At 66.3% G+C, this 13177-nt stretch carries 10 protein-coding genes and 1 riboswitch; of the genes, 7 read left to right on the forward strand and 3 right to left on the reverse strand.

Annotated features, from left to right (window positions below; all coding sequences use genetic code 11):
• Positions 1-63: 63 nt before the first annotated feature.
• The gene (locus AC4BAR_RS12740; RefSeq protein WP_490628328.1) at positions 64-333 is read right to left on the reverse strand and encodes a hypothetical protein; all 270 of its coding nucleotides are present in this window, start codon (positions 331-333) and stop codon (positions 64-66) included.
• Between the two features lie 38 nt (positions 334-371).
• Between AC4BAR_RS12740 and AC4BAR_RS12745 the strand changes: the two genes are divergently transcribed.
• From AC4BAR_RS12745 to AC4BAR_RS12760, 4 genes are all read left to right on the forward strand, one after another.
• Positions 372-950 carry an MOSC domain-containing protein gene (locus AC4BAR_RS12745; protein WP_490628239.1) on the forward strand — a complete coding sequence of 193 codons (579 nt, stop codon included), beginning with the start codon at positions 372-374 and terminating at the stop codon, positions 948-950.
• A gap of 158 nt (positions 951-1108) precedes the next feature.
• Positions 1109-3418: an ATP-binding protein gene (locus AC4BAR_RS12750; RefSeq protein ID WP_490628240.1), complete on the forward strand. Its 2310-nt coding sequence runs from the start codon at positions 1109-1111 to the stop codon at positions 3416-3418.
• 105 nt (positions 3419-3523) lie between these two features.
• Positions 3524-5179, forward strand: a complete 1656-nt coding sequence (locus AC4BAR_RS12755; RefSeq protein WP_490628241.1) for a GAF domain-containing sensor histidine kinase — start codon at positions 3524-3526, stop codon at positions 5177-5179.
• 18 nt (positions 5180-5197) lie between these two features.
• Positions 5198-5599, forward strand: a complete 402-nt coding sequence (locus AC4BAR_RS12760) for a response regulator (protein ID WP_490628242.1) — start codon at positions 5198-5200, stop codon at positions 5597-5599.
• A gap of 13 nt (positions 5600-5612) precedes the next feature.
• Here the strand turns inward: AC4BAR_RS12760 and recQ are convergent, their stop codons facing one another.
• Positions 5613-7526 (reverse strand): DNA helicase RecQ, encoded by a 1914-nt coding sequence (gene recQ, locus AC4BAR_RS12765; RefSeq protein WP_490628243.1) that lies wholly within the window; start codon positions 7524-7526, stop codon positions 5613-5615.
• Between the two features lie 127 nt (positions 7527-7653).
• On the opposite strand from recQ, the gene AC4BAR_RS12770 reads away from it, so the two are divergent.
• A complete protein-coding gene (locus tag AC4BAR_RS12770; RefSeq protein ID WP_490628244.1) occupies positions 7654-8736 on the forward strand; it encodes a homocysteine S-methyltransferase family protein in 1083 nt (360 codons plus the stop codon).
• Positions 8737-8752: 16 nt separating this feature from the next.
• Here the strand turns inward: AC4BAR_RS12770 and AC4BAR_RS12775 are convergent, their stop codons facing one another.
• A complete protein-coding gene (locus AC4BAR_RS12775) occupies positions 8753-9349 on the reverse strand; it encodes a cyclic nucleotide-binding domain-containing protein (protein WP_490628245.1) in 597 nt (198 codons plus the stop codon).
• Between the two features lie 30 nt (positions 9350-9379).
• Positions 9380-9462, forward strand: a riboswitch (S-adenosyl-L-homocysteine riboswitch).
• 54 nt (positions 9463-9516) lie between these two features.
• Here AC4BAR_RS12775 and metH point away from each other — a divergent pair.
• Both metH and AC4BAR_RS12785 read left to right on the forward strand, forming a co-directional pair.
• On the forward strand, positions 9517-12237 hold the full coding sequence (gene metH / locus AC4BAR_RS12780; RefSeq protein ID WP_490628327.1) for a methionine synthase: 2721 nt from the start codon (positions 9517-9519) through the stop codon (positions 12235-12237).
• Between the two features lie 124 nt (positions 12238-12361).
• Positions 12362-13138 (forward strand): outer membrane lipoprotein, encoded by a 777-nt coding sequence (locus tag AC4BAR_RS12785; protein ID WP_490628246.1) that lies wholly within the window; start codon positions 12362-12364, stop codon positions 13136-13138.
• Positions 13139-13177 lie beyond the last annotated feature (39 nt).

Genomic DNA, 13177 nt, shown 5'->3' on the forward strand with positions numbered 1-13177 from the left:
CCACCGGAACAGCTTGTGCTGTTCCGGTGGTGGTCTTTTTTGAGCGGTCGGTGCTTTGGGCCGTCAGGCCATGAACACCGCAATGAACGCCAGCAAGAAGATCAGCAGACCGCCAGCCACTGGCAGTACGATGGGCATGTGCGGAACGATGGCTTCGATGACGTCTTTTTCGCCGGTGGCAGGGGTGTGGTTGTGGGAAGGTGCAGACATGGCGGGCTTTCGCTGAACTAAAAACTCCTCGGATTTTAGCCGCTTGCCCTCCGGCTGGCGAATTTCCAGCCGGGCCTCCTGTGGAATCCCGTCACTGGCAAGCGGTGCCAGGCGCTTTACCATGTCAATATGGCTTTTCTGAACAGCCCCACATCACCGCCATGCCCCAACTGATCTCCGTCCAGCTGGGCCAGGCCCGTCGCGTGCATATCGGCGACCGCCACATCCTGACGGCCATCCACAAAACCGCTGTCGGCGGACCGGTGGCGGTGGGGCGGCTGGGGCTGGTGGGCGACGATCAGGCCGACCTGTCGGTGCATGGCGGGCTGGAGAAGGCGGTGTACGCCTACCCGTCGGAGCATTACCCCTTCTGGCGCGAGGCCAGGCAGACGGCCGGCGTGGCCGGGATTGACGACGCGTTGCCCTCGGGCAGTTTTGGCGAAAACCTCACCCTGCAGGGCCTGTTGGAGCGGGATGTGTGGGTGGGTGACCGCCTGGTGTTTCCCGGCTGCGAATTGACCGTGAGCGCACCCCGCGAACCTTGCCACAAGTTCAATGCCGCGATGGGTTTCAACCAGGCCTCGCGGCAGATGGCCTTGTCGGGTTTTTGTGGCTTTTACCTGTCGGTCAGCGAGCCCGGCAGCCTGACCGCGGGTGACCCGGTGCGGCTGGTGCCGGGGCCGCGCCACATGGGCATTCCGGAGCGGTTTTCAGCGCGCATGCTCAAGCACCTGCGTTGAGCCAAGTCAGTCACAGCCCGCAAAAGCGTGGCGCTGTGCCGCTTTCTGTGCCTGGGTGACTTCCAGAATGGGCCAAGCTGCGTTATGGTGCGGTGAAGCCCAGGCGCCAAAACGGCGTCGGCCTTCGCTCTTCCCCCGCTTTTCGGAGCAGCAACACCATGGTGAAGCGTCTTGTGGATGTGCAGGTGTGTCCCTCACCGGGTCTGCGTGACGCGCCGGTGCTGGACCTGATGTGCTCGCATTTCGTGCTCACGCTGGCGGCCAAACAGGGCCTGAAGTTCAACCTGCGGCGCGACCTGCATGGCCTGCTGTCGCTGGCCGGGCGTCACCTGGTGTGGCCCACACCGGTGCTGGCCCGGCTGCGCGAGTTTCTGGCTCGGCGCTGTGTGGGCAACGAGTTCTGGCGTGGCCACGAGGCCCTGGGCAACACCGCCTTTCTGGCCCGCCATGGCGCCTGGCGCGGCCCCTACGAAGAGGGCACGCTGTTTTTCTACCTGGACGAATTCGCCAAAGACGCGCCCAAAGACCTGCTGTCGGCCCTGACCGTCACCGGTGAATGGCTGACCCATGTGCTGAAGAAGCAGAGCACGCTGGTGGAGAAAAACATCGACGCGCTGGCCCATTTGCTGCAGCTCAACCGCGCCGAACGGGCCTTGTTGCTTTACGGCACGCTGGCCCGCTACCAGCGCGACCTGCGCTCGCTGCTGGTGGAGTTCAAGGTCAACAACGCGCCCGAGGCCTATGCGGCGCTGGCCGAGCTGGCCGGCGTCAGCGCCACCGAGATCGGCGAGGCCTTGCGCGCCGGCTCCCGGTTGGAGCGCATCGGCCTGGTGGAAAACCTGATTTCCGAGCACAACATCACCGACCTGGCCGACCTGATGAAGGTCAGCGAGAAGCTGCCACCGGTGCTGATGCGCGAGTACCGCGATGAGAGCGAGCTGATGGCGGTGTTCACCCGGCCCAGCGTCAAGAGCCCGCTGGGTCAGGCCGATTTCGACTTTGTGGCGGAGGACGTGGCGGTGCTGAGCGCGCTGCTGCGCAACGCGGTGGCGCGCAAAGCGCCCGGCGTCAACGTGCTGCTGTACGGCCCACCCGGCACCGGTAAAACTGAACTGGCCAAGGTGGTGGCCCAGGCCGCCGGGTTGGAGTTGTACGAGGTGGAATACGCCGACCGCGACGGCAACTCGCTCAGCGGCCGCGACCGTTACCGATCGCTGCAGATCGCCCAAGTGTTTCTGAAAGGCAGCGCCCAGGCCGCGTTGTTGTTCGACGAGGTGGAAGACGTGTTCCCGCCCATCTCCAGCGAGGCGGCCCAGCTGATGGCCCGCGCCGACCAGGCCGTGCCCTCGTCGGGCATGAGCGGCTCGGTCAGTGGCAAGGCCTGGGTCAACCAGATCCTGGAAACCAACCCGGTGCCCACGCTGTGGGTCACCAACCGCATCGAGCAGATCGACCCGGCCTTTCGCCGCCGCTTTGCCTACCACCTGGAGCTGAAATCGCCGCCGCCCGGCGCGCGCGAAGGCCTGGTGCGCAAGACGCTGGAAGGGGTGGCCGTGTCCGACGCCTTTGTGGCCCGGCTGTCCGACCGCAAGGGCCTGACGCCTGCGCAAATCCGCACCGCCGCGCGCTTTGCCAGCCTGGTGGACGGTGCCGAGGGCACGGCGGTGGAGGGGCTGATCGAGCGCCAGCTGCGCAGCGCCGACCTGGCGCTGGGCCAGCGCAGCCGGGAGTCCAGCGGCTTGCCAGCGGCCACCACCTACAGTCTGGACTTGCTCAACGTCGAATCGCGCTTCGACATCCCGCGCATCGTGTCGGCGCTCAAGGCCCGGGGCCATGGCACGCTGTGTTTTTATGGCGCGCCCGGCACCGGCAAAACCGCGCTGGCCGCCCACATCGCCCGCGAGGTGGGCCGGCCACTGCTGGTCAAGCGCGCCAGCGACCTGATGAGCAAGTACGTGGGCGAAACCGAGCAGAACATGGCTGCCATGTTCCGCGAGGCTGAATCCGAGAAGGCGGTGCTGGTGCTGGACGAAGCCGACAGCTATTTGCAGGACCGCCGCGCCGCCCAGCGCAGCTACGAGGTCAGCGAGGTCAACGAGATGCTGCAGGGCATGGAGGCCTTTGCCGGTATTTTTGTCTGCACCACCAATTTGTTCGACCGCATCGACCAGGCTGCGCTGCGGCGCTTCACCTTCAAGATCCGTTTCAAGCCGCTCACCCCCCTGCAGCGTGAAGCCATGTTCGTCACCGAAGCGCTGGGCGGCGACGCCGACCTGCTGGACGATGCGACGCGGGCCCGACTGGCCCGGCTGGACCTGTTGTGCCCCGGCGACTTTGCCGCAGTGAAACGCCAGGCCGACATTTTGGCCAGCACGCTGTCGGCCGAGGAATTCCTGCTGCAACTGGAGGCCGAGCACCGGGTCAAGCCCGAGGTGCGCGACGGCCGGGCCATGGGGTTTTTGCAGTAAGCTGGGTTTTTGGGGGGCAGTTCGGGGCTTGTCCCGGTGCCCGCGGGTTTAAGCTCCCGTGTCATTCCCGATCCCCTGGCGACATGTTTTCTTGGACCCCACCCCATGGCTGCTGAACCCGCCGCCCTTCGCGACACGCCGCGGCCCATGGCCGCCGTGCCCGGCACCGATGCCGAAGGCGGCGTGCAATTTGCCGCCGAGGTGCGCGACATCTCGGTGCTGGCGGCGCAGATCTGCGACACCCCCATGGTGGCGCTGTCGCTGATCAACGGCACCACCCAGTGGTACACCCCGGGGGTCGATTACCTGCCCGATCCCGAGTCGCGCGACCTGTCGCTGTGTTCCCACGCGGTGCTGGAGCCGATGCGGGTGCTGGTGGTGCCCGACACCCAGCGCGACCCCCGCTTCGCCAGAACGCCCTTGGTGACCGGCCCGCCCCATGTGGCGTTTTACGCCGCCGCCCCGCTGATCACCTCCACCGGCCAGGCCATCGGCGCGCTGTGTGTGCTTGACCAGCGGCCGCGCACGCTCAACGCCGGGCAGATCGAGTCCCTGCAGCTGCTGGCCCGCAAGGCCATCGGCCACCTGGAGGTGCTGCGCCTGCTGGCCTTCAAGGACCGGGCGCTGGCCCATGAGCGGCGCATGGCGCTGGAAATCCGCGCCCAGCTCAGCGCCATCGGCGCGGCCTCGTCCGACATGGTGTCGTTTGTCGACCGGCGCTACGTCTACCGCTACGTCAACGACACCTACCGCAACTACGTCAACAAGCCGCTGAACCTGATCGAAGGCCACCCAGTGGTCGACATCATTGGCGAGCAGGCCTTCCACCGCAACTCCAAGCCGCTGCTGGACGAGGCCTTGAACGGCAATACCGTGGAGCACGCCTGGATTCTGGTTCTGCCCGACCAGACCGAGAAACACCTGGACATCCTCTACACCCCGGCCCGCGACACCGCCGGCAACGTGCTGGGCGTGGTGGTGCGGGCGCGCGACGTGACCAAGTTCCACCAGCTGGAGTCCAACCTGCGGGCCACCGTGTCCTCGCTGGAGCGGGTCAATGCGCTGCAAAAAGAGTTCATCTACATCCTGTCGCACGACCTGCGCGAGCCGCTGAACTCCATCATCAATTTCTCCAACATGCTGGGCGCCGACAACGCTGCCCAGCTCGACGCCACCGGCCGCCGTTACCTCGATTTCATCCACGGCGCCGGCCGCCGCATGCGCCGCCTGCTCGATGACCTGATGAGTTTCGTGCGCCTGGAGCAACCCGAGGACGCTTTTGCCGACTGCGACCTGACGGTGATGCTGGGCGAGATCCAGCAGGACGTCGACAGCACGCTGCGGGAAAAGAACGCCACGCTGGAGTTCGGCACCCTGCCCGTCATCCCGGCGCACCCGTCCATGCTGCGGCTGCTGCTGCAAAACCTCGTCAGCAACGGCCTGAAGTTCCAGAAGCGCGGCGCCAAGCCGGTGGTCAAGGTCACGGCCGAACTGGGCGAAAAGACCTGCACCCTGACCGTGGCCGACAACGGCATCGGCATTCCCGAAGACAAGCTGGACGCGGTGTTCCGCATCTTCCACCGGCTGAATTCCCGCAAGGAGTTCGACGGCAGCGGCCTGGGCCTGGCCATGTGCAAACGGGTTGCGATGTACCATCATGGCCGCATCTGGGCCGAATCCACGCTGGGCGAGGGCACGCGCTTCCATGTGGAGCTGCCGCTGCGCCACACAGCCCCCCCGCCAGGCCAGAGCGCGGCCTGACCCCAAGGAGACATGCGAGTGAAAAAGATTGAGCGCGTCATGCTGATTGACGACAACGAGGCCGACAACGTCTACCACCAGATCATGATCGAGCGCTCGGGCGCGGTGGAAGACGTGGTGGTGGTGGAGTCCGGTTTCGAGGCGCTGGACTACCTGAAGAACAGCAGCGAACCCGATGTGGACCTGATCTTCCTCGACATCAATATGCCGGGCATGAACGGCTTCGAGTTTCTGGAAAAGTACGCCACGCTGACCAACCGGCATCCGGCTGCGGTGGTGGTGATGCTGACCTCGTCGCCGTCGTCCGAAGACCATTTGCGCGCCAAGCAGTTTCCGGCCATCAAGGCCTACCTGACCAAGCCCCTGAGCGCCGACGCCACCGCCCAGGTGGTGCAGCAGTTCTTCGGCAACGCCGCTTGAGCCTTCCCCAGCGTCATCCCGCTGTGGCAGCGGGGTCTTCCCTCACCGAACGCAGCGCCAGCAACAGCGCCTCGCCGTAGGCTTCCAGCTTTTTCGTGCCAATGCCGCTGATGCCTTCCAGGTCCAGCAGCGAGCGGGGATGACGCTCAGCCACCGCGGCCAGCGTGGCGTCGTGAAAAATCACATAGGCCGGCAGGTTGTGGCTGCGCGCCACCTCGGCGCGCCAAGCCCGCAGCGCCGCCAGTCGGGCCTGGGCCGGGCCGTCCAGGGCCGCGGCCACCGCCTGGCGGGCTGCACTGGTCGCACCACGGCGGGACTTGGTGCTGGCGGTGGCCGGCCCGCTGTCGCGCAGCGACACCGTCCGCTCGCCTTTGAGGATGGCCCGCGCGCCCTCGGCCAGCTGCAAGGTGTTGAAGGCCTGGGCGTTGACGGCCACCGCGCCCAGCGCCAGCAGCTGCCGCAGCACCGCCCGCAGCTGGCTTTCGCTGAAGGCCGCGCCCACCCCAAACGGGCTCAAGGCCTCGTGGCCGAACTGCTTGACCTTCTCGGTGGCCTTGCCGCGCACGATGTCCATGATGTGGCCCGAACCAAAACCGATGCCACTGTGCTGCTGCACCCGGTAGATGGCGCTCAGCAGCATGCGGGCGGCCTCGGTGCCGTCCCAGACCGCCGGCGGGTTCAGGCAGTTGTCGCAGTTGCCGCAGCGGTAGCGGCCATCGGTGTGGGAGGCGGCATCCAGCTGCTCGTCGAAATAGGCCAGCAGCCGGCCACGCCGGCAGTCGGTGGCCTCGGCCAGCGCCAGCAGCGCGTCGAGTTTGCCGCGCAGCACCCGCTTGAAATCGTCGCCGGCCGGGCTTTCGTCGATCATCCGGGCCTGGTTGACCACGTCTTGCAGGCCATAGGCCATCCAGGCGTTGGCGGCCTCGCCGTCGCGGCCTGCCCGGCCGGTTTCCTGGTAGTAGCCCTCGATGTTCTTGGGCATGTCGAGGTGGGCCACAAAGCGCACGTCGGGCTTGTCGATGCCCATGCCAAAGGCCACCGTGGCCACCATCACCAGGCCTTCTTCGCGCAGGAAGCGGTCCTGGTGCTGCTGGCGCAACGCGCCGTCCAGACCCGCGTGGTAGGGCAGGGCCTGGATGCCGGCGTCGTTCAGTTGCCCAGCCACCTCCTCCACCCGCTTGCGCGACTGGCAGTAGACGATGCCGCAGTCGTGGCCGGTGGCGTCGGAATGCTCGCGCTCGATGAAGCGCAGCAGCTGCTGCAAGCCGTCTTTTTTCTCGACGATGGTGTAGCGGATGTTGGGCCGGTCGAAGCTGCTGACAAACTGCCGCGCATCCTCCAGCTGCAGCCGCTCCACGATGTCGGCCCGGGTCAGCGCGTCCGCGGTGGCGGTGAGCGCCATCCGCGGCACACCGGGGTAGCGTTCGTGCAGCACGGTCAGCGCCCGGTATTCGGGCCGGAAGTCGTGGCCCCATTGGCTGACGCAATGCGCCTCGTCAATGGCAAACAGGCTCAGCTTGCCGCGTGCATGCAAGGCGTCCAGCAGGGCCAAGAAGCGTGAGGTGGTGACCCGCTCCGGCGCGGCGTAGAGCAGCGTCAACTCGTCGCGCTGCACCTGCTTTTCCACCGCCCAGGCCTCGTCGCCGCTCAGGCTGGAGTTGAGAAAAGCGGCTTCCACCCCGGCCTCGTGCAAAGCACCCACCTGGTCGTGCATCAGCGCGATCAGCGGCGACACCACCACCGCCACACCCTGGCCGGCGCGCTGGCGGGCCAGCGCCGGGATCTGGTAACACAGCGACTTGCCACCGCCGGTGGGCATCAGCACCAGCGCGTCACCGCCGGCCGACACATGTTCAACGATGGCCTGCTGCGGGCCGCGGAAGGCGCTGTAGCCAAACACCTCGCGCAGGATGGATTCAAAAGCCAAGGGGTGGGCTGCTCTGGGTCGGGGTCAATGGAAAGGGGGAGTGCGGCCGCCGGCAAAACCTGGGCCGCTGCCGGGGGCACCGCGCATGAATTGTCGGCCCAAACCGGGGGCTTTCTACAATCGGGGCATGAAGCCGCTCCACTACACCCGTGCCCAGCAACTGCCCGCCATCCTCGGCGAGCGCATCGCCATCCTCGACGGCGCCATGGGCACGATGATCCAGCGCTTCAAGCTGGGAGAGGCCCAGTACCGCGGCGCCGGCTACACCGGCCCGGGCGCGCAGGGCGAGCGGTTCACCGACTTCCACCGCGACGTCAAGGGCAACAACGAACTGCTGAGCCTGACCCGGCCCGACGTGATCCGCGACATCCACGAGCGCTACCTGGCCGCCGGCGCCGACCTGATCGAGACCAACACCTTCGGCGCCACCACCGTCGCCCAGGCCGACTACGACATGGCCGGTCTGGCCCGCGAGATGAATCTCGTGTCGGCCCAGCTGGCCCGCGCCGCCTGCGACAAATACAGCACGCCGGACAAGCCGCGCTTTGTGGCCGGCGCCCTGGGCCCCACGCCCAAGACCGCCAGCATCAGCCCCGACGTGAACGACCCCGGCGCGCGCAACGTCAATTTCGAGGAGCTGCGCGCGGCTTATTACGAGCAGGTCGAGGCGCTGGTGGAGGGCGGCAGCGACGTGCTGCTGGTGGAAACCATTTTCGACACCCTGAACGCCAAGGCCGCGCTGTTCGCCATCGAGGAGTTTTTTGCCAACACCGGCGAGCGGCTGCCGCTGATCATCAGCGGTACCGTGACCGACGCCTCCGGCCGCATCCTCAGCGGCCAGACCGTCACCGCTTTCTGGCACAGCGTGCGCCACGCCCGCCCGCTGGCGGTGGGCCTGAACTGCGCCTTGGGTGCGGCGCTGATGCGGCCCTACATCCAGGAGCTGGCCAAGGCCGCGCCCGACACCTTCATCAGCTGCTACCCCAACGCCGGCCTGCCCAACCCGATGAGCGACACCGGCTTTGACGAAACCCCCGACGTGACCTCGCGCCTGCTGCAAGAGTTCGCGGCCGAAGGCCTGGTCAACATCGTGGGGGGCTGCTGCGGCACCACGCCGGAGCACATCGGAGCCATCGGCCAGGCGGTGGCGCCACAGAAGGCCCGCTCGGTACAGCGCGGCTTTTTCTACAAAGAGCCGCAGGACGCCTGAGCGCCCCGCAGGCAGATCAGCTGGGCAACACCCGGTCGATCTCCTGCTGCATGGTGCGGGTGAGCATCACATAGCGGTTGAGCTTGTCGCTGGTGTCGCGCAGCCGCTGGCCCAGGCGGATGGCCACCGCCAGCAGCAATTTCGCGCTGATGGCCGGTTCTTGCTCCATCAGCGAGCGCAGCGCGTGGCGGGTCAGGATGGCGCAAACCAGCGAGCTGCTGGCGGTGCACGAGGCCGAGCGCATCTCCCCGTCCAGCAGGCCCATCTCACCGATCAGGTGGCCCGGCCCCAGCACATTGACGGTGGTGGGGGTGGTGCGACTGACCACAATGGTTTCCACCGTCACCTCGCCCTCCAGCACCAGCACCATGAAGTCGGTGCTGCGGTCGCCCTGGTGAATGAAGGTGTTGCCCTCGGCAATCCGCATGGGCAGCATATAGCTCACCACCACCCGCGATTCCTCGCGGCTGAGCTGCATCAGCGCGGTGGGCGCACGCAGCAAATCCACCGCCAATTCGGCCGTGGACGAGCCCTCCAGCGCCTTCAAGCGATGGCGCTGGGCCTCGGTGGGCGGAGGGGACTTGGGGGTGCGCTGGAACAGCTTGAAGGGCATCAGACAGGCATGATCGATTAAAATGACACTCGGTTCAAGGAGCGTTGCAGCGAAACCACCATGCGTTTCGTCAGGCTTGAACCTGCCCATTCTGCCAACGACGCTCGCCTGTTGCCCCAACCAGGTGAGTGATGACCGTGTCTGTTTCCCCTTCTTTTGTGCCGCCCATGCTGTTGTCGGGCCTGGAACCGGTGGCCATTGGCGTGGCCGCCGCCGAGGGCACGGCCCCCAGCGCCACCTTTGTCAACATCGGCGAGCGCACCAACGTCACCGGCTCCAAAGCCTTTGCGCGGATGGTCCTCAACGGCGACTTCGAGCAGGCGCTGGCGGTGGCCCGCCAGCAGGTGGAAAACGGCGCCCAGGTCATCGACATCAACATGGACGAGGCCATGCTCGACAGCCAGGCCGCGATGGTGCGGTTTCTGAACCTGATCGCCAGCGAGCCCGACATCGCCCGCGTGCCCATCATGATCGACAGCTCCAAGTGGAGCGTCATCGAGGCCGGCCTGCGCTGTGTGCAGGGCAAGGGCATCGTCAACTCCATCAGCATGAAAGAGGGCCTGGAGGAGTTCAAGCGCCAGGCCACGCTGGTCAAGCGCTACGGCGCGGCTGCGGTGGTGATGGCCTTTGACGAGCTGGGCCAGGCCGACACCTACCAGCGAAAAATTGAAATCTGCGAACGCGCCTACCGGGTGCTGGTGGACGAGGTGGACTTTCCGCCCGAAGACATCATCTTCGACCCCAACATCTTTGCCATTGCCACCGGCATCGAGGAACACAACAACTACGCGGTGGACTTCATCGAGGCCACGCGCTGGATCAAGGCCAATCTGCCGGGCGCCAAGGTCAGCGGCGGTGTGTCCAACGTGAGCTTTTCCTTCCGTGGCAACGACCCGGTGCGCGAAGCCATCCACACGGTGTTCCTGTACCACGCCATCCAGGCGGGCATGGACATGGGCATCGTCAACGCCGGCATGGTGGGCGTGTACGACGAACTGGAGCCCACATTGCGCGAGCGGGTCGAGGACGTGGTGCTGAACCGCCGTGCCGACTCGGGGGAGCGGTTGGTGGAAATTGCCGACAGCGCCAAGAGCGGTGCCAAGGACGAGAGCAAGAAGAACGAATGGCGCGTGGGCACCACCGTGGGCCAGCGGTTGAGCCATGCGCTGGTGCACGGTATCACCGACCACATCGTGCCGGACACCGAAGAGGCCTACCAGGCTATTCTGGCCAAGGGTGGTCGGCCGCTGCATGTGATCGAAGGCCCGCTGATGGACGGCATGAACGTGGTCGGCGACCTGTTCGGCCAGGGCAAGATGTTCTTGCCCCAGGTGGTCAAAAGCGCTCGCGTGATGAAGCAGGCGGTGGCCCACCTGCTGCCCTACATCGAGGCCGAAAAGCTGCTGATGGAAGCGGCCGGTGGGGATGTGAAACCCAAGGGCAAGATCATCATCGCCACGGTGAAGGGCGATGTGCACGACATCGGCAAGAACATCGTCACCGTGGTGCTCCAGTGCAACAACTTCGAGGTGGTGAACATGGGCGTGATGGTGCCCTGCCACGAGATCCTGGCCCGCGCCAAGGTCGAGGGGGCCGACATCGTCGGGCTCTCCGGCCTGATCACGCCCAGCTTGGAGGAGATGCAGTACGTGGCCGGCGAGATGCAGAAGGACGACCATTTCCGCATCAAGAAAATCCCGCTGCTGATTGGCGGCGCCACCACCAGCCGGGTGCACACCGCGGTGAAGATCGCGCCGCACTACGAAGGCCCGGTGGTCTATGTGCCCGACGCCTCGCGATCGGTCAGCGTGGCGCAAAGCCTGCTGAGCGAGCAGGCCACGCAGTACATCGCCGACATCAACGCCGACTACGACAAGGTCCGCACCCAGCACGCCAACAAGAAACAGACGCCGATCTGGCCCCTGGCCAAGGCCCGCGCCAACAAGACGCCGATGGACTGGACCGGTTACGCACCGGTGAAGCCGAAGTTTTTCGGCCGTCGCGTGTTCAAGAATTTCGACCTGGCCGAGCTGGCCAAATACATCGACTGGGCGCCCTTTTTCCAGACCTGGGACCTGGCCGGCAAATTCCCCGACATCCTGAAAGACGAAATCGTCGGCACCGAGGCGGTGCGGGTGATGAGCGATGGCCAGCGCATGCTCAAGCGATTGATCGAGGGCCGCTGGCTCACCGCCAACGCCATCGTCGCCCTCTACCCGGCCAACCAGGTGAACGACGACGACATTGCCTTCTACACCGACGACAGCCGCAGCGAGGTGGCCCTCACCTGGCACGGCCTGCGCCAGCAGACCGAAAAGCAGGTCATCGACGGCATCATGCGCCCCAGCCGTTGTCTGGCCGACTTTGTGGCGCCGGTGGGCACGGCCGACTACGCCGGCATGTTTGCCGTCACCACCGGCATCGGCGCCGAGAAGAAGGAAAAGTACTTCCTCGACGACCACGACGACTATTCCGCCATCATGTTCAAGGCCCTGGCCGACCGGCTGGCCGAGGCCTTTGCCGAATGCCTGCACCACCGCGTGCGCACCGACCTCTGGGGTTACGCCGCCGGCGAGGCCCTGAGCAACGAGGACCTGATCGCCGAGAAGTACCGCGGCATCCGCCCGGCGCCCGGCTACCCGGCCTGCCCGGACCACAGCGTCAAGCGCGAGCTGTTCCAGCTGCTGCAGTGCGAAGACATCGGCATGGGCCTGACCGACAGCCTGGCGATGACGCCGGCGGCCAGCGTCAGCGGCTTTTACATCGGCCACCCGCAGAGCAGTTATTTCAACGTGGGCAAGATCGGCGACGACCAATTGCACGACCTGGCCCGCCGCAAGGGCGCCGAGGTCCAGGCCTTGTCGCGCCTGCTGGCGCCCAACCTGTGAGCCGTGGATGGCCTTGGCGCTTACCTCGGGTTACAAACACGCGCGGTGTGGACATGGGCCCTGTCTACGCTGCCTGGTCTTGAGGCGTTGAACACCCAAGACTCACATTTCCCGAGGAATCACCATGGACACGTCAATGCAAACCACCCCCACTTCCGCCCCCAGCGGCGCCAGCAAACCCCTGTGGATCGCCATCGGGGTGCTGGGCGTCGCCGTGCTGGCCATGGGCGGCACGCTGGCCTACAAGGAGCTGCGCCCGCAGCCCACGGCCGAGATGGTGGCCGCTGTGCCGGCCACGGACACTGCGGCGATGACCGACAAGGCCGCCGCCGCAGCGCCTGGCATGGCGCCTGAGGCCGCCAAATCGGTGGCCACCCCGGTGCCCGGTAGCAAGACCCCGGCCCCCCGCCCGGTCACCCACAACAACGCCCCGCGGCCGGCCGATCCCACCGCCTACCCGTCGGGCAGCGTGGGCAAGGTGCCGGCCACGGTGCCCGCCCGCGAGGTTTGCCTGAATTGCGGCACGGTGGACGCCGTCACCCCGGTGGAGCGCAAAGGCCAAACCAATGGCGTGGGCGCGGTGGCCGGTGGTGTGCTGGGCGCCATCGTTGGCAACCAGGTGGGCCATGGCAACGGCCGGGCGGCGGCCACGGTGCTGGGTGCGCTGGGCGGCGGTTACGCCGGCAACGCCATCGAGAAAAACGTCAAGAAGGACATCGTCTACCAAGTCCGTGTGCGCATGGAGGACGGCTCGGTTCGCAGCTTCGAGCAGAAAACCGCGCCGGCCGTGGGTGCCCGTGTGACGGTCGATGGCAACACCTTGCGCAGCAGTGACGGCGTGGCCTATTCGCCGACACCGGCGCCCGTGCAGTCCAGCGCGCCGACCGGCTCGGCCTACTGAGGTCTGCGAACTGGCGCTTGACCGGCCTGCATGATGGGT

The organism is Rhodoferax sp. SPJ4, from assembly GCF_058216275.1.